The sequence below is a fragment of the Microlunatus parietis genome (genome assembly GCF_013407955.1).
Taxonomy (GTDB): Bacteria; Actinomycetota; Actinomycetes; order Propionibacteriales; family Propionibacteriaceae; genus Microlunatus; species Microlunatus parietis.
In genome coordinates, this window is record NZ_JACCBU010000001.1 from 1621358 (window position 1) to 1644537 (window position 23180).

The 23180-nt window shown below is 71.1% G+C and carries 22 protein-coding genes; 7 read left to right on the plus strand and 15 right to left on the minus strand.

Annotated elements, in window-relative coordinates:
* Positions 1-8 precede the first annotated feature (8 nt).
* A complete protein-coding gene (locus BKA15_RS07695) occupies positions 9-470 on the minus strand; it encodes a reverse transcriptase-like protein (RefSeq protein ID WP_312878857.1) in 462 nt (153 codons plus the stop codon).
* 10 nt (positions 471-480) lie between these two features.
* On the minus strand, positions 481-1194 hold the full coding sequence (locus tag BKA15_RS07700; protein WP_179749542.1) for a zinc ribbon domain-containing protein: 714 nt from the start codon (positions 1192-1194) through the stop codon (positions 481-483).
* Positions 1195-1373: 179 nt separating this feature from the next.
* Here BKA15_RS07700 and BKA15_RS07705 point away from each other — a divergent pair, with 179 nt between their 5' ends.
* Positions 1374-2633 carry a multidrug effflux MFS transporter gene (locus BKA15_RS07705; RefSeq protein ID WP_179749544.1) on the plus strand — a complete coding sequence of 420 codons (1260 nt, stop codon included), beginning with the start codon at positions 1374-1376 and terminating at the stop codon, positions 2631-2633.
* A 70-nt stretch (positions 2634-2703) separates the two neighbouring features.
* A complete protein-coding gene (locus tag BKA15_RS07710) occupies positions 2704-2979 on the plus strand; it encodes an HU family DNA-binding protein (protein ID WP_179749546.1) in 276 nt (91 codons plus the stop codon).
* 52 nt (positions 2980-3031) lie between these two features.
* On the opposite strand, the gene BKA15_RS07715 is transcribed toward BKA15_RS07710, so the two are convergent.
* Both BKA15_RS07715 and BKA15_RS36760 read right to left on the minus strand, forming a co-directional pair.
* A complete protein-coding gene (locus tag BKA15_RS07715) occupies positions 3032-3607 on the minus strand; it encodes a histidine phosphatase family protein (protein ID WP_179749548.1) in 576 nt (191 codons plus the stop codon).
* Entirely contained in the window at positions 3604-4497 is an 894-nt protein-coding gene (locus tag BKA15_RS36760) for an acyltransferase domain-containing protein (RefSeq protein WP_179749550.1), read from the minus strand. Before BKA15_RS36760 ends, BKA15_RS07715 begins: the two co-directional genes overlap by 4 nt.
* Before the next feature lie 92 nt (positions 4498-4589).
* On the opposite strand from BKA15_RS36760, the gene BKA15_RS07725 reads away from it, so the two are divergent.
* On the plus strand, positions 4590-6092 hold the full coding sequence (locus tag BKA15_RS07725) for an aminopeptidase P family protein (protein ID WP_179749552.1): 1503 nt from the start codon (positions 4590-4592) through the stop codon (positions 6090-6092).
* 45 nt (positions 6093-6137) lie between these two features.
* Here the strand turns inward: BKA15_RS07725 and BKA15_RS07730 are convergent, their stop codons facing one another.
* From BKA15_RS07730 to BKA15_RS07740, 3 genes are all read right to left on the minus strand, one after another.
* Positions 6138-6548, minus strand: a complete 411-nt coding sequence (locus BKA15_RS07730) for a PIN domain nuclease (protein ID WP_179749554.1) — start codon at positions 6546-6548, stop codon at positions 6138-6140.
* Positions 6545-6763, minus strand: a complete 219-nt coding sequence (locus BKA15_RS07735; protein WP_179749556.1) for a type II toxin-antitoxin system VapB family antitoxin — start codon at positions 6761-6763, stop codon at positions 6545-6547. The genes BKA15_RS07730 and BKA15_RS07735 overlap by 4 nt, the downstream gene beginning before the upstream one ends.
* A 68-nt stretch (positions 6764-6831) precedes the next feature.
* A complete protein-coding gene (locus tag BKA15_RS07740; RefSeq protein ID WP_179749558.1) occupies positions 6832-7338 on the minus strand; it encodes a YflT domain-containing protein in 507 nt (168 codons plus the stop codon).
* A 117-nt stretch (positions 7339-7455) separates the two neighbouring features.
* Between BKA15_RS07740 and BKA15_RS07745 the strand changes: the two genes are divergently transcribed.
* The gene (locus BKA15_RS07745; protein WP_312878858.1) at positions 7456-8733 is read left to right on the plus strand and encodes a magnesium transporter MgtE N-terminal domain-containing protein; all 1278 of its coding nucleotides are present in this window, start codon (positions 7456-7458) and stop codon (positions 8731-8733) included.
* On the plus strand, positions 8720-9274 hold the full coding sequence (locus BKA15_RS07750) for a DUF1003 domain-containing protein (protein WP_179749560.1): 555 nt from the start codon (positions 8720-8722) through the stop codon (positions 9272-9274). Before BKA15_RS07745 ends, BKA15_RS07750 begins: the two co-directional genes overlap by 14 nt.
* Here the strand turns inward: BKA15_RS07750 and BKA15_RS07755 are convergent.
* Positions 9264-12575 carry a phosphodiester glycosidase family protein gene (locus BKA15_RS07755; protein ID WP_312878859.1) on the minus strand — a complete coding sequence of 1104 codons (3312 nt, stop codon included), beginning with the start codon at positions 12573-12575 and terminating at the stop codon, positions 9264-9266. The genes BKA15_RS07750 and BKA15_RS07755 overlap by 11 nt on opposite strands.
* A 171-nt stretch (positions 12576-12746) precedes the next feature.
* On the opposite strand from BKA15_RS07755, the gene BKA15_RS07760 reads away from it, so the two are divergent.
* Complete coding sequence (locus tag BKA15_RS07760) at positions 12747-13904, plus strand: Mrp/NBP35 family ATP-binding protein (protein ID WP_179749564.1); 1158 nt, start codon at positions 12747-12749, stop codon at positions 13902-13904.
* A 157-nt stretch (positions 13905-14061) separates the two neighbouring features.
* Here the strand turns inward: BKA15_RS07760 and BKA15_RS07765 are convergent, their stop codons facing one another.
* From BKA15_RS07765 to BKA15_RS07785, 5 genes are all read right to left on the minus strand, one after another.
* Positions 14062-14496 (minus strand): sec-independent translocase, encoded by a 435-nt coding sequence (locus BKA15_RS07765; protein WP_179749566.1) that lies wholly within the window; start codon positions 14494-14496, stop codon positions 14062-14064.
* A 218-nt stretch (positions 14497-14714) separates the two neighbouring features.
* Entirely contained in the window at positions 14715-16865 is a 2151-nt protein-coding gene (locus BKA15_RS07770; protein WP_179749567.1) for a S1C family serine protease, read from the minus strand.
* 7 nt (positions 16866-16872) lie between these two features.
* Positions 16873-18381 (minus strand): zf-HC2 domain-containing protein, encoded by a 1509-nt coding sequence (locus BKA15_RS36300; protein ID WP_312878860.1) that lies wholly within the window; start codon positions 18379-18381, stop codon positions 16873-16875.
* The gene (gene sigE / locus BKA15_RS07780) at positions 18378-19058 is read right to left on the minus strand and encodes an RNA polymerase sigma factor SigE (protein ID WP_179758318.1); all 681 of its coding nucleotides are present in this window, start codon (positions 19056-19058) and stop codon (positions 18378-18380) included. The genes BKA15_RS36300 and sigE overlap by 4 nt, the downstream gene beginning before the upstream one ends.
* A 159-nt stretch (positions 19059-19217) precedes the next feature.
* Positions 19218-19733, minus strand: a complete 516-nt coding sequence (locus BKA15_RS07785) for a methylated-DNA--[protein]-cysteine S-methyltransferase (protein ID WP_179749570.1) — start codon at positions 19731-19733, stop codon at positions 19218-19220.
* A 158-nt stretch (positions 19734-19891) separates the two neighbouring features.
* Here BKA15_RS07785 and BKA15_RS07790 point away from each other — a divergent pair, with 158 nt between their 5' ends.
* Complete coding sequence (locus tag BKA15_RS07790; RefSeq protein ID WP_179749572.1) at positions 19892-20533, plus strand: VOC family protein; 642 nt, start codon at positions 19892-19894, stop codon at positions 20531-20533.
* Between the two features lie 8 nt (positions 20534-20541).
* Here the strand turns inward: BKA15_RS07790 and BKA15_RS07795 are convergent, their stop codons facing one another.
* A complete protein-coding gene (locus BKA15_RS07795; protein WP_179749574.1) occupies positions 20542-22032 on the minus strand; it encodes a DNA-3-methyladenine glycosylase 2 in 1491 nt (496 codons plus the stop codon).
* A gap of 44 nt (positions 22033-22076) precedes the next feature.
* Complete coding sequence (gene dapA / locus BKA15_RS07800) at positions 22077-22967, minus strand: 4-hydroxy-tetrahydrodipicolinate synthase (protein WP_179749575.1); 891 nt, start codon at positions 22965-22967, stop codon at positions 22077-22079.
* Positions 22968-23180: the final 213 nt, after the last annotated feature.

Here is a 23180-nt window from a genome sequence, read left to right on the forward strand (position 1 = left end):
GCGGTCGATCAGGCGATGCTGCGGGTGACCGGCTTGCCGTCGAGGGCTGCGTTGACCAGGGCGTCGGCCCGCTTGTTGCGTTCCCGCGGCACCCAGGCCCAGGTCACAGCCGGCGGCCGCAGCGCCGCCGCGCGCAGGGCCAGCGGCTTCAGGTCGGGATGCTTGATCTTCCAGCGACCGGCCATCTGCTCGATCACGAGCTTGGAGTCCATCCGTACCTCGACCTCGGCGGTCGGGTCGACCGCTCGGGCCAGTTCCAGCGCCGCGATCAGCCCGCGGTACTCGGCAACGTTGTTGGTGGCGACGCCGATCGGCAGGCCCTCCTCGGCCAGCAGTTCGCCGGTCTCGGCGTCGCAGACCAGAGCGCCGTACGCGGCCGGGCCGGGGTTGCCGCGAGCGCCGCCGTCGGCCTCGGCGATCAGCCGCCGGCGGGGCCGGCCGGCCGGCGGCTCGGGATCGAACAGGCTCACGGGTGTCGGGTCAGAGGCCGGAGTTCTCGGTCCGGACCAGGATCCGGCTGCACTCCTCGCAGCGCAGCACCTCGTCCTCCGGTGCGGCGGCGAACTGACGCAGCTCGGCCGCGTTGATCTCCAGCTGGCAGCCGGTGCAGCGACGGTTCCGCAACTCGGCGGCACCGACCCCGCTGTGGCTGGCCCGGACCTTCTCGTACAGGGCGAGCAGGTCGGCCGGAAGCTGCGGCTGGGCCGCGGTCCGTTCCGCCTTCCGTCCGGCCGCCTCGGCGTTGATCGCGGCGACCTTGGTGTCGCGTTCGCCGGTCAGCCGCTCCACCTCGGAACGGATCTTGTCGGCGGCGTTCCTCAGCTCATCGGCCCGGGCGGTCGCGGTCTCCAGCTTCTCCATCACCTCGAGCTCGGCGTCCTCCAGATCGGAGATCCGCTTGCGCAGATGGCCCACCTCGGCCACCAGCGACTCCAACTGCTTCGGGTCGCTGACCGAGCCGTCGGCGATCCGGGCCTCGTCCCGGGCCAGCCGCTGCCGTACCGGCTCGAGGTCGGACTCGGCCTTCGCCTGGTCGGCGCTCAGGTCACTGACCTCGGTCTCCGCCTGGACCAGGGCGGCCTCGGCCTCGTCCCGCTCCCGTTCCGCGGCCGCCAGTTGATCATGCTCGGGCAGGGTCTTGCGGCGGTGCAGCAGTTGAGCCAGTGCGCTGTCGATCTGCTGCAGAGCGAGCAAGCGCAGTTGGGCGCCCTTGTCGGCTTTGATGATGATCTCCCTTCGTGCGCCGTGAAGTTGTGCGTGCGAGCCTACTCAACCCGACCCGGGAATGAATCGGGCCTCCGCAGAGTTGGTCTGTTCGCCATGGATGTGCCCGCGCGCGGGCCGTCGTGAGGGCCCATTCAAGGAGAAGATCTATGACGACCGCGCCTGCCCCGGAACCCGCCGCAGTAGCGGCGCCGGGCTCGCTGGCCGACCGCTTCGTCGGCGGAACCTACGTCCGGCTGGTCCTGGTGCTCGGCGCGCTCAGCGCTCTCGGCCCGCTGACCATCGACACCTATCTGCCGGCGCTGCCGACCCTGACCGCCGAACTGCAGGCGACCGACGCGCAGGCGCAACTGACCCTGACCGGCGTACTGGCCGGCATCGGGGTCGGGCAGTTGATCATCGGGCCGTTGTCCGACGCGGTCGGCCGCCGCCGCCCGCTGCTGATCGGCTTGCTCGGCCACGGACTGATGTCGGTGCTCTGCGCGCTCGCGCCGACGGTGACCATGCTGGCCGTGACCCGTACCGTGCAGGGCCTGGCCGGCGCCGCCGTCTCGGTGGTCGCGATGGCGATGGTGCGGGACCTGTTCACCGGGGTGAAGGCGGCCCAGTTGCTGTCCCGGCTGGTGCTGGTGATGGGCGTCGCGCCGATCCTGGCGCCGTCGCTCGGCGGCGCCCTGCTGCGCTTCACCTCCTGGCGCGGGATCTTCGTCGTGCTGGCGATCGCGGCCGTCGGCCTGGTCGTGCTGGCCGCCGTGGCGCTGCCGGAGACGCTGCCGCCGGAACGCCGGCTGCCGGCCCGGATCGGCCGCTCGCTCGCCTCGTACCGCACGCTGCTCAGCGACCGCCTCTTCGTGATCATGGTCGGCATCGCCGGCCTGTCCTTCGCGACCATGTTCTGCTACATCGCCGGTTCGCCGTTCGTCCTGCAGCAGCTGTACGGCCTCACCCCGCAGCAGTACGGGCTCGCCTTCGGCATCATCGCCGCCGGCCTGATCGGCGTCTCCCAGATCAACCCGATCCTGGTCCGCCGGCACGGCCCGGTCAAAGTGCTCCGGGCCGGGATCGGCCTCGCCCTGCTGGGCAGCGTGATCACCCTGGTCATGGCCGCGACCGGCACCGGCGGGCTGCTCGGGCTGGTGATCCCGCTCTGGTTCGTGGTGGCGTCGGTCGGCCTGGCCTTCCCGAACGCCCCCGCCATCGCGCTCAGCCGGCACGGCGAAGCGGCCGGCGCGGCAGCCGCGCTGCTCGGTGCGGCCCAGTTCCTGGTCGGCGGGTTGGCGGCCCCGCTCGTCGGTGCGCTGGCCGACGGCACGGCCGTCCCGATGACCGCGATGATGGTCGTCACGACCGGCCTGGCGCTGACCCTGCTGGTGGTCGGCTGGCGCCGGATGTCGGCCTTCCAGTTCTGACCGTCTGCCCTGGCGGGTAAGCTGACCGCCGCCTAGAGCCGTACGGCTCACACAACATTAAGGAGCAAGCGTGAATCGAGCCGAACTCACCACGGCGATCGCCAAGGAGACCGAGCTGACGAAGGATTCCGTCGACCGGGTGCTGGACGCCCTCGCCGGGACCCTGGAGAAGGCCGTGTCCTCGGGCGACGAGGTGAAGTGGCCGGGCGTGTTCACCCTGGACGTGGTCGACCGGGCCGCGCGGCAGGGTCGGAACCCGCAGACGGGCGAGGCCATCGAGATCCCCGCCAGCAAGGCCGCCCGGCTCCGTCCGGGCACCCGACTGAAGAAGGCCGCCACCGCCTGAACGATCGTGGCCTGAGCCTGCCGAACGCCCCTGACCAGGGGTTTCGGCAGGTTCAGGGTGCGTTCCACTGCAACAGGGCCGGCAGCTCCTTCTCCGTACCGAGCACCGACAGGGTGCCCGTGTGCAACGGAAAATGATCGCCCAGGCTGAGGTCGAGGCCCAGCCAGCACAGGGTCAGCGCCCTGAGCGCATGCCCGTGCCCGAAACAGATCGCCCGCTCGACGCCGGCGGCGCGGACCCGCGCGATCACCCGTTCCAAGCGTTCCCGGACCTGGCTTGCCGTCTCGCCGCCGGGCGACGGGAAGTCCCAGATCGTCCAGCCCGGCACCTCTTCCCGGATCTCGACGCTGGTCCGGCCCTCGTAGTCGCCGTAGTCCCACTCGACCAGGTCGTCGTCGATTGTCGGTGCCCCGGCCCCGGTGAAACCCGCCAGCTCGGCGGTCTGCCGGGCTCGTTGCCGCGGGCTGGACAGGATCAGGCCGAACCGCGCCGGATCGAGCCGGCCGGTCAGCGCCCGGGCCTGCTCCTCGCCGCGCGGCGTCAGCGGCAGGTCGGTCCGGGAGGTGTGCCGGCCGTTCGCGCTCCATTCGGTCTCGCCGTGCCGGACCAGGTACAGCTCGGTGCTCATCGGTAGGCCTCGATGTCGACGGTCCCGCTGTAGACGTACCAGTGCTCGCCGGCCCGCAACCGGTCGACGATCAGCCGCTGCAGGGTGGTGTCCTGCGGCAGCGTGTCCAGGTCGACGTCGCCGCGGCGGGCGAAGGTGAAGAACAGGGCGTCGCCGTCGGCCTCCCGCGGGTTGTCCCGGAGCCGCCAGCGGCTCTGGAACCGGGCCATGTTGGACTCGGCCGGCAGGCCCTTGGTCAGTGCCGGGTCGAGCAGCCAGCTGCCGCAGTAGAACCGCACCGCCGGCTGGTCCGGGAAGTGCCGGTCGAAGAACGCCGCCGCGGCCGCGAAGGACTCGTCGACGCTCTGCGGCGTCAGCGGCCCGGTCCGCGGGATGTGCGTCGACAGCACCCAGGCGCCGTCCTCGCGGTCCCGTTCCAGATCGAACTGGAGCCGGCCGAGCCAGTAGAGGGCCGCCGACCAGGCGACCCGGAGCCAGCCGTACGTGTGCAGGCCGAAGCTGCCGTACGTGAGCCGGTGGACCCAGACCTGCTGGCCGAGGTCGGACAGGGAACGCCAGGACACGTCGTCCGGGATCTCGTGCGCGGCGTGGAACTCGCGCACCCGGTCGACGGTCGCGAGCAGGGTGAGCAGCGGCAGCACGCCGCCCCCGCCCGGTCCCTCGCTCTCGGCGTCGTACCCCGCCCAGGGGTCCTCGCCGTCGCGGTCGAACACCCCGATCGCCGCGGTCAGGGCCGCCGCACGCCGGTCGATCTCGGCCAGCAGCTCCGGTTCGCCGGCCACCCGCTTCGCCGCGGTCAGCAGGTCGGCCCGATCGTCGTCGCGGAAGCCGAGTGCCGCAGCCCGTTCGGGAAGATCAGGTCGAGTGAGTTCGGTGTACGCATCGGCCACCCGACTACCCTAAGCCGCCCCCTGCCTGCCGGCCGTGATCGGGGACCGGCCCTCGGCTTGGGTGGCGCACGGCCGTGATGGAGACTGACCTCATGAGCAGCGAGAAGCAGCCGGCCCTGCCGAACCGTCAGACCCCGTTCTCCGAGGCCTTCAAGGCGTTCATCGGGACCGACTGGGCTCCGTACTCGACCGAGCTGCCCGACCCGCTGCCCGCGGCCTCGTACGCGGCGGAGCGGCGCGGCGCCATCAGCGCCCGGTTCCCCGGCGAGCGGCTGGTCGTCCCGGCGGGCGGGTTGAAGATCCGCTCCAACGACACCGACTACCGCTACCGGCCGCATTCGGCGTTCGCCCACCTGACCGGCCTCGGCACCGACCGCGAACCGGATGCGGTGCTGGTGCTGGAGCCGACCGACGACGGCCACGACGCGACCTTGTACTTCAAGCCGCGGGCACCCCGCGACGCCGAGGAGTTCTACGCCAACGCGCGGTACGGGGAGATGTGGGTCGGCCAGCGCCCGTCGCTGGACGAGCTGAGCCGGCTCTGCGGGATTCGCTGCGTCGCGATCGAGGAACTCGACGACGAGCTGGCCAAGAACGCCGGCGACACCCCGATCCGGATCGTCGCCGACGCCGACCCCGACGTCACCGCGCGGGTGGCCCGGATCCGTACCGAGGCAGGGATCTCGGCCGATCCGGCCGCCGCGGAGGAAGATCAGGTCGACCCCGACGCCGAGCTGGCGACCGCGCTCAGCGAGCTGCGGTTGATCAAGGACGAGTACGAGATCGAGCAGTTGCGCGAGGCCTGCGCCCGGACCGGCGAGGCGTTCGCCGCCGTCGTGGCGGACTTCCCGGAGGCGATCCGGCGCGGCCGCGGCGAGCGCTGGGTCGAGGGAGTCTTCGGCCTGCACGCGCGGCACGCCGGGAACGCCGTCGGCTACGACACCATCGCCGCCTCCGGTGATCATGCCTGCACGCTGCACTGGATCCGCAACGACGGCGAACTGAGGTCCGGCGATTTGATCTTGATCGACGCCGGGATCGAATTGGATTCCTTGTATACGGCGGATATCACGCGCACCCTTCCGCTGTCCGGTACGTTCTCGGAGGCTCAGCGCGAGGTCTACCTGGCCGTGCTGGAGGCGCAGGAGGCCGGGTTCGAGGCCGCCGTGCCGGGCGCGAAGTTCTCCGACGTGCACGCCGCCGCGATCGAGGTGATCGCCCGCCGGCTGGCCGACTGGGGCATCCTCCCGGTCTCCGCCGAGGAGTCGCTGAACGCGGAGACCGGCGGCCAGCACCGCCGCTGGATGGTACACGGCACCTCGCACCACCTCGGCATCGACGTCCACGACTGCGCCCAGGCCCGCCGCGAGAACTACCGCGAGGGCACCCTCGCTCCGGGCATGATCATCACCATCGAGCCCGGCCTCTACTTCAAGTCCGAGGATCTCCTGGTCCCCGAACGGTTCCGCGGCATCGGCGTCCGGATCGAGGACGACGTGTTGATCACCGAGACCGGCAACGAGAACCTCTCCGCCGGCCTCCCCCGTACCCCCGACGACGTCGAAGCCTGGATGAAGGACATCCTCGCCCCCTGACCCAGGGCCGCGAGCTCGCCGATCGCGACTCGGCAAGCAGCGTGATCAGATGTCCGTGACCAGTTTGATCGGCTGGCCGGTGATCTTGGCTACGGTTCTGAAGTCTTTGTCGTCGCACAGGATCGTCAGGCGTTCACGTTCGGCGGTAGCGGCAATGAGCAGGTCGATGGGTCCGGCGGAGCGATGCTGCCCGGACTCGGTGAGGAGCTGCTGGACCTCTTGCGCACGTTCCCAGGCGTTGTGCGGCATCGGCACCCAGCCGAACACCTCGTGCAGCAACCGAATCTTCTCCAGGCGGTCGGCCAGGGAGCGGGCGGAGTAGAGGAACTCCATCTCCACGACCGGGCAGGTCGCGATGATTCCAGCAGCCAGTTGGTCTGACCAGGCTTGCCGCAGCTTGGCCTGCAGGATGCGGAACAAGCCCGAGGTGTCGATCAGGTACAGGGCGGGGATCACGTGCGATAGGCCGCTTTGTCACCGAGGAACTCGTCGAAGTCACCTCGGTCGGCCATCTCGCCAAGGTCGGACAGTGCCCGCAGTCGCACCAGCCGTTGACCGACCTCGCGGAGGGCGGCATTCACGGTGTCCTTCTTCGTCTTGGTGCCCAGGACTTCTGCCGCTGTTGCCAGAGCGTCCTGGTCGATCTCGATGGGAGTCTTCATGGCGGTCATCGCTCACCATCCTTCCGAACCACTGTCAGAATATCACAGACGTCCCGCCCGGACGTCCAAGGTATCCGTTATTCGAAGGCGGAGGCTCGGGCACCCGGCATTTGGAGCAGGAGTTCGCGGGCTTTGGCGGCGACCTTGTGCTCGCAGAGCACCTCGTACTTCGTGGCGATGGTCTGCGTCACGGAGGTGAAGTCGCGCTTGCCCTGGGAGAGGGCGTAGCCGATGGCCTGGAAGACGATGCTGATCGCGATGCCGATCGCGAGGGCGACCAGGAACAGCACCAGGATGTTCGGGACCGGGAGGAAGATCAACATCAGTAGACCGACCAGCAGGCCGGTCGACACGCCCGACTGCAACCCGTTGAGCAGCACGGTGCGCCAGGTCTTGCGGCCGAGCACCCGTTCCACCGACTTCAACTCGGTGCCGACGATCGCGAGATTCTGCACCTCGAACTTCTTGTCGGACAGGAAGTCGACCGCCTTCTGGGCGTCGGCGTAACTGCTGTAGATCCCGACCGACTGCGGGAACTCGAGCTCGAAGACCGAACTGACACCCTGCGACTGCGAGAACGCCATGATTCCTCCTGTACCCATCGAAGCCCCAATCTACTCTGGCGGGCTGTGTGTTGGCTGTGTCCGCCGCGCGGCGCGACGGGATGCCGTCCGGCAAGGTCGCAGCGTTACTCTCAGCACGTGAACGGGACCTCGAATTCGATCTTCATCTCGCGGATTCGCGGCCTGCCGGTGCTCGACGGGTCGGGGGACCAGATCGGCAAGGTGCGCGACGTCGTCGTGCAGCGACGATCCGCCGGCCGGGCGCCCCGGGTCAAGGGACTCATCGTGGAACTCTTCGCCAAACATCGGATCTTCCTGCCGATGGCCGGGGTGCGCGGCATCGACGCGGCCCAGGTGGTCATCTCCGGCGCGGTGAACCCGCGGCGCTTCGAACGCCGCGAGTCCGAGATGCTGGTGATCGACGACCTGTTCGACCTGCGGATCACCCGGACCGACAGCACGACGCCGGCCACCATCTTCGATGTCGCGATGCACGCGGTGCGGACGCTGGAGTGGGAACTGTCCCAGGTGGCGCTGCGGGAGGGGAAGCCGCGCCGGTTCGGCCGCCGCGGCCACGTCACCATCGTCGACTGGTCGATCATCAGTGATCTTGGTGTCGACCACCAGCAGGGAACCGAGCGGCTGCTGGCCCAGATGGAGGACATGAAGGCCGCCGACATCGCCCGGGAACTGCACGAGCTGCAGCCGGAGCGGCGCGCCGAAGTCGCCGCGGCGCTCGATGATCAGAAACTGGCGGACGCGCTGGAGGAGCTGCCGGAGGACGAACAGGTCCGGCTGATCCAGGCGCTGGAGGTGGACCGCGCCGCCGACGTGCTGGCCGAGATGGAGCCCGACGACGCGGCCGACCTGATCGCCGACCTGTCCCCCGAGGTGGCCGAGATCCTGCTGCAGCGGATGGAGCCAGAGGAGGCCGAGGACGTCCGCCGGCTGCTCAGCTACGCCGAGTTCACCGCCGGCGGCATGATGACGACCGAGCCGGTGATCGTGTCGTCCGACGCGACCGTGGCCGACGCGCTGGCGTTGGTCCGCGAGCCCGAGCTGAGTCCGTCGCTGGCCAGCATGGTGTACGTCTGCCGCAGCCCGCTGGAGACCCCGACCGGGAAGTTCGTCGGTGGCGTGCACATCCAGCGGCTGCTCCGGGAGCCTCCGTCGACGCTGGCCTCGGCCTTGATCGACACCGAGCTGGAGCCGCTGTCCCCCGAGGCGAACCTGCACGGCGTCAGCCGCTACTTCGCCACCTACGACCTGGTCAGCGCTCCGGTGGTCGACGATGATCATCGCCTGGTCGGCGCGGTGACCGTGGACGACGTTCTTGATCATGTCCTGCCGGCCGACTGGCGGGGCACCCAGTTGGACCAGCTCTCCTCTCAGGCGGTGACCCGTGACCAGCAGTGATCGACCGTCCAGCCGGAGCCGCGCCGCCGGTGACCGGGACCGCCTGAACACGCCCGGCCGCAGTTCCCGAGTCCGGATTCCCCGCCCTAGTTGGGATCGGGACGCATTCGGCCAGTTCGCCGAGGGCTTCGCCCGGTTCATGGGCACGGCCGGATTCCTGGCCTGGATGACGTTGTTGATCATCGCCTGGGTGCTGTGGAACGCTCCGATGGGTCCGCCCCGGCCGCGGATCGACGAGTACCCGTTCATCTTCCTCACCCTGATGCTCTCGCTGCAGGCTTCGTACGCGGCGCCGTTGATCTTGCTCGCGCAGAACCGGCAGGAGGCCAGGGACCGGGTCGGGCTGGAGCAGGACCGCGCCCAGGGTGCCCAGAACCGCGCCGACATGGACTTCCTGGCCCGCGAGATCGCCTCGCTGCGGATGTCGGTCGGCGAGTTGGCCACCCGCGACTACGTACGCTCCGAACTGCGCACCGAACTGCGGGCGATCCTCGCCGAACTGGACGAGGAACGCGCCGCCTCCTCCTCGGCTAACCGCTGATCTTGATCGTCACGGTCTCGGTGGTGCCGTTCACGGTGACCGACAGCGTCCCTGAGCCCGCCGCGAGCGTGGTGAGCTCTCCGGTCGCCGGGTCGAAGCGCAGGTTGGCCGAGGCCTGCCAGTCCGCACTGACCGGATAGCTCACCGGCACCGTCCGCGATCCCTGCACCAGTTCGGCTTTCGCCGTGCCGGTCGTCCCGACGGCCAGGGTGGCCGGCGCGGTCAGGGTCAGCTCGTCGACGTGCGGGCGGAACTGGGCCGACAGCCAGTCCGGTCCGCCGAGGTACGGGAACCGGCGGGCCCGGGCCTGGTCCGTACGGGACACCGGATCGACCCCGTACAGGGACCAGCCGGTGAAGCCACCCGCGCCGGGCGACGTCGCGGGCGCCTTGCCGGAGTTGCCGTTGATCAGGTACGGGACGTTGTCGACCAGTGCCGCATGGAAGGTGCCGACGTGGCCGCCGATGAAGGCCGCGCCCTTGCCGGTGGAGCGTTGGAAGCCGGCCAGCCAGGTCTCCAGCAGCGCCGCCTCATGCCGGTCGGCGAGCTGGCTGTTCTTGGCCGGCGTCGGATCCCGCGGCGGATGGTGCTCGATGATCACGACCGAGCTGATCGACCGATCCTGGGCCGCGCCGTCCAGTGCGGTCCGCAGCATCGCGAGTTGATCGAAACCGCCGCCGCGCAGGGTGCCAACCGACGAGTTCAGCGTGACGAACCGGGTGCCTTCATGATCAAACGTCCGGTGCGGGGCGCCGAAGTACTTCTCGAAGTTCGTGATCGCCGAACCCATGATCTCGTGGTTGCCCGGCACGTAGTGGTACGGCACCGAGTCGCCGATCTCCTCGTCCAGGATGCGCTTGGCCAGTTGGAAATCCGCCTCGGTCGCCTCGTCGACGAGGTCGCCGGCAATGACGAAGAAGTCGGGCTTCGCGGCCTTGATCTCGCGGAGCGTCCGGCGGGCCGCCCGGACCAGCGGCGAGTCCGGGTCCCGGGCGACGAACTGGGCGTCGGACAGCACCGCGAACCGCCAGCTGCGGCCGTCGACGGCGGTCTGGGTCTGGATGATCGGCGCCCGGACCGCGGCCGGCGGCGGTACGTCGACGGCCGGTGCCGCGTTGACGTAGAGGTTGTCGATCAAGACCTCGCCCTGGTACTGCGCGGACGCCTTCGTCTCCAGCGTGTAGATCCGCCCGATCGTCACCGGCTGCGGCAGCCCCGCCGGCACCGCCAGCTCGACATTCTTCCAGCCGGTCCAGTCGACGTACGGGCCGTAGACGGCGGTGAACTTGCCCGTGGCATCGTACAGGCCGAAGGCGGTCCACTCGCCCTTCCCGTGCCCGTACAGCGACACCCCGAACGACCTAGCCTGCCCCGCCACGCCGAGCCGCTGCGGCGGGATCGCGTAGGCGTTGCGGGTCAGGGTGGACTGGCTGAAGTCGTACGAGAGCTTGAGCGCGGCCCCGTCCTCGCCGTCCGGCACCTGGCTCACCGACGCCGTCGCCCGGGCGGTGCCGACGGTCCACTGGTCGGCGTCATCGAAGGTCGCCAGCAGCCGCTTCTCGACGCCGACCGAGATCCCGAGGGTCGCCGTCAGCTCGCCGGTCCGGGCCGTCACCAGGCCGGCCCCGGACTCCTGCTTCGGCGTGACCCGGAACCGGCCGTCTGAGGTCGGTTCGATCTCGTACAGCGTCTCGTCGTAGTCGAGCTCGAGGTCGGCCGGGTCGATCGGGGCCGAGGTCCCGAACTGGTCGTAGCCGAGGATGCCGAAGGTCGCGGTGTCGTCCGCGGTCGGCACGTTGACCGTCTCGGCGGTGGCGGCCAGCCGGGCCACCGGGCCCAGCACCTCCAGCTCGAGGGTGCCCTGCGCCTCGCCGGAGCTCGCGGTGATCGTGGCCGGACCGGGTTCGGTGGCGCGGAACCTGCCGTCGGCCACCTTGCCGCGAGTGGCGGACCAGCGGATCGGGGCGGTCGCCTTCGCCGGGCCGTACGTCTCGTCGTGCGGGGTGGCCGTCAGGGTCCGGGACAGGCGAGCGAACACCCGGTCCGGCCGTGCCTTCCCGCGCACCGGGCTGTCGCTCGCCGCGGTCCGGCGGTCGGCGGCGGTGTCGAGCCAGAGCCCGGCCGGCTTCCCGCTCCCCTTCGGGCCGAGCACGGCGAGTCCGTTCGGCACTGGGCGAAGGTAGCCGTCGCCCGGCGTGTTGTCGACCTGCACCTGGTCCTCGCCGGGCAGCCGGCTGACCAGCGTGGTGGAGCCGCCGCCGTCCAGTTCCACGCCGACCCAGGCGCCGCGGGCGGCCAGCAGCCGGCCCAGTTCGGCCAGCGTGGCACCGCGGCTGTGGGTCTGCCGGTCACTGTCGACGCTGACGATGATGATCTTGGTGCCGTCCCGGGAGAAGCCGATCCCGGTCCGTCCGGCGTAGGTCCTGTCGTCGACCGGCCGTGCCGTGCCGTCCTGCACCACGAGTTCGTGGACGCCGACCGCGGTGTGCACCGGCTTGCCGTCCGACGGCTTCGGCCGGTACGAGACGTCGACCCGGTCCCCCGGGCGCAGCGCGCGCAGCGCGTCGGCACCGGCCTCCCGACCCAGCAGAATCGTCGTGTCCGCAGGGATCTCGCCCGATCCGGCTTGATCATCGACGGACGTCACGACGCCGTTCTTGATCATCACCTCGACCACGTCGGCGACGCCCTGGACGGCGCGACTGCGCGGGTAGCCACCCCAGAGCGAGGTGAACGCCTGCACCCCGTCCTTGCCGAGCAGCGGGCTGTTCAGCCGGTCCAGCGCGACCGGTCCGGTCGGCAGCGTCGCCGTACCCTCGAACAACACCTCGAGCACCCGGCCGACCCCGTCGGCATCGAAGCCGACCGCCCGATACGGATCCGACGAGGCCGACTTGATCAACTCGCCGTCGGCGACCGCCGGTCCCATCGGGGCGCCGGAGTTGTTGATGTCGAAGAAGTCGCCGTTGACCGCGGCCACCGCACCGGCCGCGTCGGCCTGCTCGGTGATCGGCGCCGGCTCGGTCAGCGCGCCGGTGCCCAGGTAGCCGATCCGGGCGCCCTGACTGAGGTCGATGGTCAGCGCGTTGCCCTGCTGCCAGCCGCGGGCGTCCAGGGTCTCGACCTGTTCGGCGGTGACCCCGGGAGCGACCGGCCGGGACCGCTGGTAGACCTCGATCGCCCCTTCCTGGGCGGCCACCGCCGGTTCCTCGGCCACCGCCCGCGGCGGCCCGGCCAGCAGCAACGGCGCCAGAACGGCGAGAACGACCAGCAGCACTCGGCCCCGAACACGTGTCGGCACGAGCCACCTCCCCCGAGTCAAGAATTGACATGCGAAGTCTGCACGCTGGGAAGCAATGTGCACCAGCCCCGGGAGGTGAATGATCGCCGACCGTCCGGTGTCGGCCATCCCACAGTCTCGGCAGCGGCTGCGGGGCGGGCTCGCCGCGCCCGCCCGTCTAGGCTGGGCGGCATGTCCGACCGTACGACCGACCATCCGCTCGAATCGCCCATCCGGCAGGCCCTGGCCGGGGTGAACGACCCCGAGATCCGCCGCCCGATCACCGAACTCGGGATGGTTCACTCGGTCGACGTGGACGATGCCGGCGCGGTCCGGGTCGAGGTGCTGCTCACCGTCGCCGGCTGCCCGCTCAAGGACACCCTGCGGCGCGACGTGACGGCCGCCGTGTCCGCGGTCGCCGGCGTCAGCTCGGTCGAGGTCGTGCTCGGCGTCATGTCGGACGAGCAGCGGGCTGCCCTGCGGGACCAGCTGACCGGCGGCCAGGCCCAACGAGACATCCCGTTCGCCCGGGCGGACTCACTGACCCAGGTGATCGCGGTCGCCTCCGGCAAGGGCGGCGTCGGCAAGTCGTCGGTCACCGTGAACCTGGCCCTCGCCCTGGCCGCGAAGGGCCGCACCGTCGGCGTCCTGGACGCCGACATCTACGGCCACTCGATCCCGGCCATGCTCGGCGTCGCCGACGCCAAGCCGACCTCGGTCGAGGACATGATCATGCCGGTACCGGCGCAGGGCCTGAAGGTGATCTCGATCGGCATGCTGAAGCCGCGGCGGGACCAGGTGGTCGCCTGGCGCGGGCCGATCCTGGACCGGGCGCTGACCCAGATGCTCGCCGACGTCTACTGGGGCGACCTCGACTACCTGCTGATCGACCTGCCGCCGGGCACCGGCGACGTCGCGATCTCGCTCGGCCAGAAGCTGCCGAACGCCGAGGTGCTGGTGATCACCACCCCGCAGCAGGCGGCGGCCGAGGTCGCGGAGCGGGCCGGCACGATGGCGTCGATGATGAACCAGCGGGTGATCGGCGTGGTGGAGAACATGTCGTACTACCTGGTGCCCGGCACCGAGGAGAAGCACCACATCTTCGGCGAGGGCGGCGGCAAGGACGTGTCGGAGACGCTCGCCCAGCGGCTCGGCTACCCGGTGCCGCTGTTGGCCCAGGTGCCGTTGGATCCGAAGCTGCGCGAGGGCGGCGACGTGGGTACGCCGATCGTCGCCGCCGAGCCGAACCAGCCGGCGGCCATCGCACTGGCCGGCCTGGCCGACCACCTGGCCGGCCGCGGCCGCGGACTCGCCGGAAAGCAACTCGGGCTGGCCCCGGCCGGCCGCTGACCCCGCTTGCTCCGGGCCTGTCGGTTTTTCACGTTACGTGAAAAACTGTCGCTTCCCCACAGATACTTCTCGTGGAAAGCGACAGGAAATGTGGGGTAGTGGTACGTCTGGGGCGTACGGGCTGCGGGGCCGGCCGGGGCTGTTCCGGCCGGAGAGCTCAGGTGGCGTCGGGATCGAACGGGGTCAGGACGCGCGCCGGGACGGCGGCCGCCATCGCGCCGCTCCCGTTCACGTGGCTGCCATCCGCCGACTTGGCGCTGTTGACCGTGTCGGTGAGGTCCTTGGCGAGGCCCTTGCCGGCCTCGGTGCCGACGGCGAAGTCGGCCTTCACGTCGGCGACGATCGGCTCGACGTCGTCCAGCAGGTGTTTCTTGATGAACGCCTTGGGGTTCAGGTCGCGGAAGTCGACGTCCTCGAAGCCCGGACCGAGCTCCTTCTTCAACTGACTCTGCGCGTTCCCGGCCATGGTCCGGACATAGCGCACCAGGTTGGCGGCCTTGCGCGCGAACTGGGGCAGCCGCTCCGGTCCGAAGATGATCACGGCGACGACGGCCAGCGCCAACAGCTCCGTGGGCCCGATGTCGAAGAACACAAGCGAATCCTACCCGGGCTCGGCGAATCCTGGAGGCCGGTCCAGAAGGTCTAGTACTGCGTCGCGCCTAAGGCTGTGCGTCTGGCGGTGTCCGGGTGCGTGCAGCGCCAGGCCGACGAGGGAGGGCGTCGCTGCCGGGTCGCAACGCGACTGAGGAGAACGCAGCGATGTGCGTGCCCGGGCGCCGCCAGACGTGCAGACTTAGGCGCGACGCAGTACTAACCCTCGCGGGCGCCGAGCGTAACCGTGGCCTCCGCCTTCTTGCCGCCGCGTTCGTACGCCAGCACGATCTGATCGCCCGGCCGATGGGTACGGATCGCGACGATCAGCTGCTCCAACCCGGTCACCGGCTTGCCGTCGATGCTCGTGACGACGTCACCGTCGGCCAGGCCGGCCTCGTCGGCGGGACCGCCGCTCTCGACGCCGGACAGCTCGACGCCGTTGCCGTCCGGCGCGTCACTGACGTTGGCCCCGATCACCGGGTAGGTCGCCTTGCCGTCCTTGATCAACATCTCGCCGATGTCCATCGCCTGGTTGATCGGGATGGCGAAGCCGAGGCCGATGCTGCCGGCCTGGCCCTGGCTGGAGCCGATCGTCAGGATCGCCGAGTTGACGCCGATCACCCGGCCGCCGGCGTCCACCAGCGGCCCGCCGGAGTTGCCCGGGTTGATCGGGGCGTCGGTCTGCAGCGCGTTGATGTAGGCCGTGTTGGCGCCCGGGTCGGAGTCGTCGCCGACGACCACCGGCCGGTCCTTGGAGCTGATGATGCCCTGGGTCACCGTGTTGGCCAGGCCGAGCGGCGAACCGATCGCGACCGCGACCTCGCCGACCTTGACCGCGTCGGAGTCGCCGATCTCCATCGGCACCAGCTTGTCCGAGGTCGGCACCTGGATCACTGCGAGGTCGTAGGTGGGGCTGCGGCCGAGGATGCGTGCCGTGGCCCGGGACCCGTCGTTGTAGACCACGGTGATCCGGCCGCCGTTGGCCGCCTTCTCCACGACGTGGTTGTTGGTCATGATCCGGCCCTCGTTGTCCAGGATGAACCCGGACCCGCCGGTGCTGCCGACCCTGATCATGACGGTGCTGGGCAGCACCCGCTTCGCGATCTCGACCGTGTTCGCCTCCGGCGGCGCGGGCGGCAACGGCTCCCGGGTCGTGGGCGGCGGCCCGCCGGCCGGCGTCGCCTGGGTGCCGGTTCCGGTTCCGGTCCGGGGTACGAGCAGCCCGCCGCCGTAGCCGGCCAGGCCACCGACCACGGCCGCGATGATCACCGCCAGCAGGAGTACGCCGATGCCGGCGCCCCGCCGGCGCTGCCGCCCTGGCTGACCCTGAGGCGGAGGGAAGACCGGGCCCGGCTGCAGGGGCGGCACGTTGCCGGGCGCCGGGAAGAGCTGGGTGGGTTCTGCGGACCGATAGCCGGGACCGACGCCTGGGATCGGCTCGGTCTGCTGGTAGTCCTGGGACCGCTGGTAGTCCTGGGACCGTCGCGGCCCGGGTGGCGGTCCGGCCGGAAACCCGGTCGGGCCGGGGGCCGCGAAGGGGTGCGGCCCGGATCCCGGCGACGACGTGCCGTGCGGAGGATGGCCTGCGGGATTCTGGTTCGGGCCTTGCCTCGGGTGCGGCCCGGAGCCGCCGAAGCCCGGCCCGCCGGCCTGGCCCTGCGGCCCGAAGCCGGACGCGCCGCGTGGCTCCGACGGTCCACCGAGGTTCGGCGCGCCGCCGAGGTTCTGGGAGCCGGCGAAGCCCTGTCCGCCACCGGTGCTCTGCGCGCTGCCGAAGTTCCCGGTGTCGCCGCGGTTCTGCCCGCCACCGAAGTCCTGGGCGCTCCCGGAAGTCCGCGCACCACCAGGGTCCTGCGGGCTGCCGAGGTTCCGCGGGCCGCCGGGATTCTGCTGGCCACCGAAGCCCTGCTGGCCACCTGGGCCCTGCTGGCCGCCGAAGCCCTGCCCAGCACCGGAGCTCTGGCCACCACCGAAGTCCTGTGGACTACCGAGATGCCGCGCGTCCCCGGGATACTGCGAGCCACCGGGGCTGTGCGTGCCACCGGGATTCTGCGCGTCGCCGAGATTCTGCGACCCGCCAGGACTCTGCGCGCCGCCGGGCGCTTGCGTACCCGCGAAGTTCTGGGCACTTCCGGGGCTCTGCCCGGGACCTGGCGCTCCGCCGGCCGGACCGCCCGGAGCCTGTCCGCCACCTGGTCCCTCACCGCCGCGACCGTGACCCCCCGCTCCCTGATCGCCGGGTCCACCCTGGCCGGGCGCACCGGCCGAGGCCGGGGACGGACCGGCATCTTCGGGCGTGCCGAAAGGTCCGTAGTAGTGGAAGTCGTCGTCCCGACTGCCCCGCTCGGGGCGGTCGTCTCCTGCCATGTTCCGCCTACCCGACCAGGTCGTTGACGATGCGGGTCAGGCCCGCTTGGACGCGGCCCATCGTAGTTGGCTCAGGAGTCGTTTCGTGAGGCAGTTGGTCGGCCACGTCGGCGAGGGCGGACCGGTCGCCGTCGGTGATCACGGTGAAGACCTTGTCGCCGGACTGCCAGGTCGCGACCAGCGCGGTCCCGCTCCGTACGTAGGCGCCGACCTCGTCGTCCCAGGCGGAGCCGGCGGGCGGGCCGGTGAGCCGGCCGTGCGCCTCGTACACGGCGACGGTGGTCAGGCCGTCGCTGTAGGTCATGTGCAGCGAGTCCGGCTGGTCGCTGCCCTCGCTGCGCAGCCGGACCAGGGACAGCCCGGCCAGTTGATCATGACAGGACCAGCCTCGCTCGGACATCACCGGTGCGCTGGACAGGGTGAGCGTGGTGGCGTCGTCGGGCAGGTTGAGCGGTGCGGACGCGGCCTCGGAGCTGTGGCCGTTGTTCACGGCGACCGAGGTGAATCCGGTCGAGAGCCGTACCGCTCCGTCGTTGTCGAACCGCTGCTGCCAGAGCACCAGGCCGGTCTGCTCGTCGATCCACCAGCGGGCCGCGAGCCGCCCGGTCGCGTAGCTGATCGCGTCGACCATGACCGCCGAGCGACCGACCACCTTGGCCTGGGTGGCCCCGGTCAGCCGGTAGCCGGCGGTGATCATCCGGAAGATGTCGCCGTCGCCGACCGGGGTGCGCGGCGGCGCCGCCAGGAACCCGTCCGCGAGCTCGTCGCCGTCCGGACCTCGGACCACGACGTTGCTGCCCCGGCCTGGGATGAAGGACACCGCCATCGATCCGGCGGTCCGGTCGTCGCCGAGCCCGGAGACCATCCGCTGGTTGCCGGTGTAGCCGACCGTGATCGCCGCCTCGAAGGCGCGCCGCAGCCAGTTGGTCGCGGCCACCAGCGAGAGTTCGGGACCGTTCGCCGGGGCGGGCGCGTCGAGTTCGGCATCGGGGGCCGAGAGGGCCGCCTGGTCGACCAGGGCGGCGGCACCGACCAGCGTGCTCGCAGTCGGCAGTTGGGCCAAGGCGGCCCCGAATTCGGTACGGACCTGGGGGGCGGGATCGGACAGCAACGGGGCCTGGTCGGTCGGCGCCGCCGCGTACCCGATGCCGCCGACGGTCGCGGTCAGCAGCGCCACCAGGGCCAGCACCGCGGCGGTCCGGCGCAGCGGGGCGTGCCGTTCTCGGGGCAGGTCGGCCCAGGTACTCTGCTCGAACGGCCGGGACGACAGCGGCCGGCGGGCCCGCGGCCCGGCGATCGAGACCAGCCGGTCGGACAGCGTGCCGGGTGCGGCCGGGCCGGCGGGGGCACCCTGGGTCAGCAGTTGCCGCAGCCGGAACAGCCCTTCGACGTCCTCGCGGCAGTCAGCGCACCGGCTCAGGTGCTTGACCACCCGATCCTCATCGGCGCGCTGCAGCGCCCCGTCCACATATGCGGATCGGAGTTCGGCCAAATCGTGACAAGTGGTCCTCTTCACGCCGTCCTCGCGCCGAGCAAGCTCCGCAGCCCGCGCCGTCGCGGTTCGGCCGGCTCGGTGACTGCTACCTCATCTCCCTCAACGGGTACGCCGAGATAACGTTCCCGATCGGCGGTCGGCCGGCGGTGGGCCAGAGCCTCCCGCAGCTGGGCCCGGCCGCGGTGGATGCGGCTGCGGACCGTACCGATCTTCACGTCGAGGACACTGGCGATCTCCTCGTAGCTCATGCCCTCGATGTCGCAGAGCACTACGGCGGCCCGGAACTCGGGCGGCAGCGCGGCCAGCGCGGCGGCGACGTCGTGCTCCATGTCCGCGTCGGCGAGCTGCTCCGACGGGCTGGGCAGACTGCTCTGCAGCCGCTCCGCCGAACCGTCCGGCATCCCGTCGAAGCGGATCTTCTGCTTCCGCCGGGCGGCGTCGAGGAAGAGGTTGGTGGTGATCCGGTGCAGCCAGCCCTCGAAGGTGCCGGGCTGGAACCGGTGCAGCGAGCGGAACACCCGGACGAACACGTCCTGGGTGAGATCCTCGGCGTCGTGCGGGTTCCCGGTCAGCCGGTACGCCAGCCGATAGACCCGGGCGCTGTGATCGCGGACCACCTGCTCCCAGCTGGGCGGTTGCCACTCCGGTTCGGCCGGCGGCTGCCAGTCCTTGGGGTCGGGGGCCGGCCAGTTCTGCATGCCGTCCTCCCCCGTCCTCGTCCGTTGCTCCGGCTCACGCACCGTGCTGCTCATGGGCGTCATTGTTGCGGCCCAACCTGGCAATCTGCTAAGCGTTCCCTGTCAATCGGCGCCGCCGGCGTGTGATGGTGCCCATAGCCGTACGACCCGTTCGGTGCCTCAGAGTAGTCGATCCTGAGCAGTCACCGCATGCTCGGCCTCGAGTCGTAACAGGACCTTCTTGCGGTCCAGCCCGCCACCGTAGCCGACCAACGTGCCGTTGCCGCCGATCACCCGGTGACAAGGGACGACCACCGGGATCGGGTTCGCACCGTTGGCCAGGCCGACCGCCCGACTGGCCGCCGGGGTGCGGCCGATCCGCAGCGCCAGCTCGCCGTAGCTGATCGTCTCGCCGTACCCGATCCGGCACAGTTCGGCCCACACCTGGAGCTGGAACGGCGACCCGGACGGCCGCAGCGGCAGCTCGAAGTCAGTCCGCCGGCCCTCGAAGTACTCGGCCAGCTGTGCCGCGGCGGCGGCCAGCACGGGATCGGAGTCCGGCGCGGGCCGGTCCGTCGGCGGTGGGATCTCGGCGTCGAACCGGATCCCGGTCAGGGCGCCGTGATCGGCTTCCAGCCGCAGCGGCCCGACCGGCGAGTCGATCACCAGGGCACGGGGAGGTTCGGGGGTCGTCATGGATCTCCTTCCTGCCGGGCCCGCGGCGGCGCCGGCGATCTTGACGCGCCGGACGCGAGCTTGCGACACTCGACGAGTCGTTGTGGGACGTGGCGGCCGGTCGGCCGGAGGGGCGATGCCCACCCATTCAGCTCAGTCACCGTTGAGAGCGCCCACAGATGACCAATCTCGAGAACCTCAGGAAGCAGGCCAAGCAGCTTCGGCGTTGGCACCGGGAGGGTTACTACCCGGTGGCCCAGCGGATCCGGGCGAGCCTCCCGACGTACGCCGGGTGGAGCGATCCCGAGATCCTCGCCCGGCCGTTCGGGCTCGCCCAGGCGCAGGACCTGCTGGCCCGCGAACAGGGTTTCGACAGCTGGGCGGCGCTCGTGTCCGAATGGAGTGCCATGACCATCGAGACCACCGACCGCGATTCCTCGAACCCGAGGTTCGACGGTGCCTTCCCGCAACTGTTCGTCCGCGACGTCCCGGCCGCCTGCGCATTCTTCACCGAGCGGCTCGGCTTCGTCGTCGGCTACCTGTACGGCGAGCCCGTCTTCTATGCGCTGGTCCGCCGCGGCGCGGCCCGGCTGAACCTCCGCTTCACCGACGCCCCGGTGATCGACCCGGAGCTCGCCCGCCGGGACAGCCTGCTGTCGGCCAACCTGCCGGTGGCCGGGGTCAAGGACCTCTACCTGGAGTACCAGCAGGCGGGCGTGCCGATCCTCCAGCCGCTGCGGCCGCAGCCCTGGGGAGTCAGCGACTTCATCGTCGAGGGACCGGACGGCAATCTGCTCTGCTTCGCGGAGACGCTCGGCTGACCCGGCGGTCACAGCTCGCTCCACAACTGCATCACCGCGTACGAACGCCAGGGGCGACACCGGTCGAGCTCGGCGGTGTGCGGGTCGACGCCGAGCGCGGTCAGAGCATGCTTGACGCCGAGGTCGCCGCCGAGCCAGATGTCCGGGTCGCCGAGGGCCCGCATCGCGATGTAGTCGGCGGTCCACGGACCGATCCCGGGTAGCGCGAGCAGCGCCCGCCGCACGTCGGCCCGGTCCGTGCCGTAGTCGAGCGGGACCCGTCCCGCGGCGACCGCCTCGGCCAGCCCGACCAGCGCCCGGCCCCGGCTGCGCGGCATCGGCAGGTCCTCCGGGTCCGCTTCGGCCAGCTGCTCCGGGGTCGGGAAGACGAGGTCGAGCCCGGCCTCCGGATCCCGCAGGCAGTCCGGCAGCGGGCTGCCGTACCGGGCGGCGATCCGGCCCAGCACCGTCCGGGCGCCGGCCACCGAGACCTGCTGGCCGACGATCGCCCGGACCGCGACCTCGAATCCGTCGACGTGGCCGGGCACCCGCAAGCCGGGCCGCCGCCGCACCAGCGGGGCGAACACCGGGGTCGCGGCCAGCGTCTCGTCGATCAGGATCGGGTCGGCGTCCAGGTCGAGCAGCCGGCGGCACCGCTCGACGGCGGCGGCCAGGTCGCGTAGGTCGGTCAGCGCGAACTCGGCCCGGACCAGGGCAGCCGACGGCGACAGCCGGACGACCGCCGGGCCGCCCGGCAGCGAGAGCGTCCGGCGATAGCCCGTGTCGTCGACCCGCTCGGCCCGGCCGATCGCGCGGTCGGCCAAGTAGCGGAGCAGTCGCGTTCCGTCGAACGGCTGCCGCACCGGGAGGTCGAGCACGATCCGGTCGCGAACGCGCACCGATCCTGTCGAAGTGCCAGGCCGGACCGGGCCTTGCCCTTCGACAAGCTCAGGGCACGTTTTCGCGGACGCCCGGAGTTCGCGCGGCGTGCTGCCGTACACCGCGCGGATGGTGTCGGTGAACGGCCGCACGCCGGTGAAGCCGGCCGCGAACGCCGCCTCCGCGAACGGCAGCTGGGTCTGCTCGATCAGCACCCGAGCCGTGTGCGCCCGCCGGTTCCGGGCCAGTGCCAGCGGACCGGCGCCGAGCCGCTCGGTCATCAGCCGGTTCAGCGCGCCGGGACTGGAGCCGGTCCGGACGGCCAGGCCGGCCACACCCTCCCGCTCCACCACGCCGTCCGCGATCAGCCGCATCGCCCGGCCGACCGGATCGGCCGAGACGTCCCATTCCGGCGAACCCGGCACCGCATCCGGACGGCACCGCGGGCAGGCCCGGTGGCCGTCCCGCTGGGCCGCCGCCGCCGAGGGATAGCAGGTCGGGTCGCCGCGCTGCAGGGTGCAGGAAGGGCGGCAGTAGATCCGGGCCGCCCGGTCGGCCAGGAAGACGACGCCGTCGAACCGCGCGTCGCGGCTGACCGCGGCGCGACGACAGGCTTCCTGATCAAGCTCGGCGACCGGCACGGGTTCATTCAACCCGGCGCCACCGACAGTGCGGCCCGCCCGGCTCAGTCGAGCAGGCCGACGGCCCGGAGCTGACCGGCGAAGACCTCACGCTGCACTTCGGTGGCCGGCACCTGGGGCAGCCGCAGCCCGCCCACGCCGCGGCCCTGCAACTCCAGACCAGCCTTGACCATCGTGCAGCCCTGCGCGGCGAAGACGCCGGTGAATACGGGCAGCAACTCCCGGTGCAACCGGAGCGCCTCGGCGGTGTCGCCCTTGGCGAAGGCCTGGATCAGTTGCTTCATCCCGCGCCCGGTGAAATGGGTCGAGGTGCCGACCACACCGACCGCGCCGACCGCCAGCAGCGGCAGGGTCAGCGCGTCGTCGCCCGAGTAGTAGGCCAGGTCGGTCCGGCTGAGCACGGTGGCCGAGGCGACCGGATCGCTCTTGGCATCCTTGACCGCGACGATCCGCGGGTGCTCGGCCAAGGCGATCATGGTCTCGGTCGCGATCGGGGTCCCGGTGCGGTGCGGGATGTCGTACACGATGATCGGCAGGCCGGTGGCGTCGGCGACCGTACGGAAGTGCTGCAGCACGCCTTCCTGCGGCGGCTTGGAGTAATAGGGCGTGACGACCAGGATCCCGGTCGCGCCGGCGGCTTCCGCCTCGTGCGCCGTCTCGATCGTGTGCCGGGTGTCGTAGGACCCGACGCCGGCGATCACCTTGGCCCGGTCGCCGACCGCCTCGACGACGGCACGGAGCAGGGTGACCTTCTCCTCGGCGGTCGTGGTCGGCGCCTCGCCGGTGGTCCCGCTGATCACGAGCGCGTCGTGGTCGAGGTCGTCCACCAGGTGCCGGGCCAGTTCCGCGGCTCCGTCGGGGTCGAGCGAGCCGTCCTTCGCGAACGGGGTGACCATCGCGGTGATCAATTGTCCAAAGGGCGGTGCGTCCGGCATGCGGGTCATTCTAGGGCCGTGACGTGACCGCCAGAACGGGCGTCGGCCCTGGTTGGCGCCCTTTCCCGGGCCCGCACGAGAACATCGGCTTCGCTGCCCGTACGAACGCGAGCGTTTCTCCGCCGATCCGCGCCGACAACGCCACGAAAAATCACCGCGGCCGCGGTTTGAGGCGGTTCGGCGGCTGGGGACCGGCGCACGCGGATAGGGTGA

Bases quoted from the DNA above. Each gene is read 5' to 3' on its own strand.
- dapA (WP_179749575.1), bottom strand. From the start codon at position 22,967: ATGCCGGACGCACCGCCCTTTGGACAATTGATCACCGCGATGGTCACC.
- BKA15_RS07785 (WP_179749570.1), bottom strand. From the start codon at position 19,733: ATGACGACCCCCGAACCTCCCCGTGCCCTGGTGATCGACTCGCCGGTC.
- BKA15_RS07725 (WP_179749552.1), top strand. From the start codon at position 4,590: ATGAGCAGCGAGAAGCAGCCGGCCCTGCCGAACCGTCAGACCCCGTTC.
- BKA15_RS07705 (WP_179749544.1), top strand. From the start codon at position 1,374: ATGACGACCGCGCCTGCCCCGGAACCCGCCGCAGTAGCGGCGCCGGGC.
- sigE (WP_179758318.1), bottom strand. From the start codon at position 19,058: ATGCAGAACTGGCCGGCCCCCGACCCCAAGGACTGGCAGCCGCCGGCC.
- BKA15_RS07740 (WP_179749558.1), bottom strand. From the start codon at position 7,338: ATGGCGTTCTCGCAGTCGCAGGGTGTCAGTTCGGTCTTCGAGCTCGAG.
- BKA15_RS07790 (WP_179749572.1), top strand. From the start codon at position 19,892: ATGACCAATCTCGAGAACCTCAGGAAGCAGGCCAAGCAGCTTCGGCGT.
- BKA15_RS07760 (WP_179749564.1), top strand. From the start codon at position 12,747: ATGTCCGACCGTACGACCGACCATCCGCTCGAATCGCCCATCCGGCAG.
- BKA15_RS07715 (WP_179749548.1), bottom strand. From the start codon at position 3,607: ATGAGCACCGAGCTGTACCTGGTCCGGCACGGCGAGACCGAATGGAGC.
- BKA15_RS07770 (WP_179749567.1), bottom strand. From the start codon at position 16,865: ATGGCAGGAGACGACCGCCCCGAGCGGGGCAGTCGGGACGACGACTTC.
- BKA15_RS07735 (WP_179749556.1), bottom strand. From the start codon at position 6,763: ATGACCGCCATGAAGACTCCCATCGAGATCGACCAGGACGCTCTGGCA.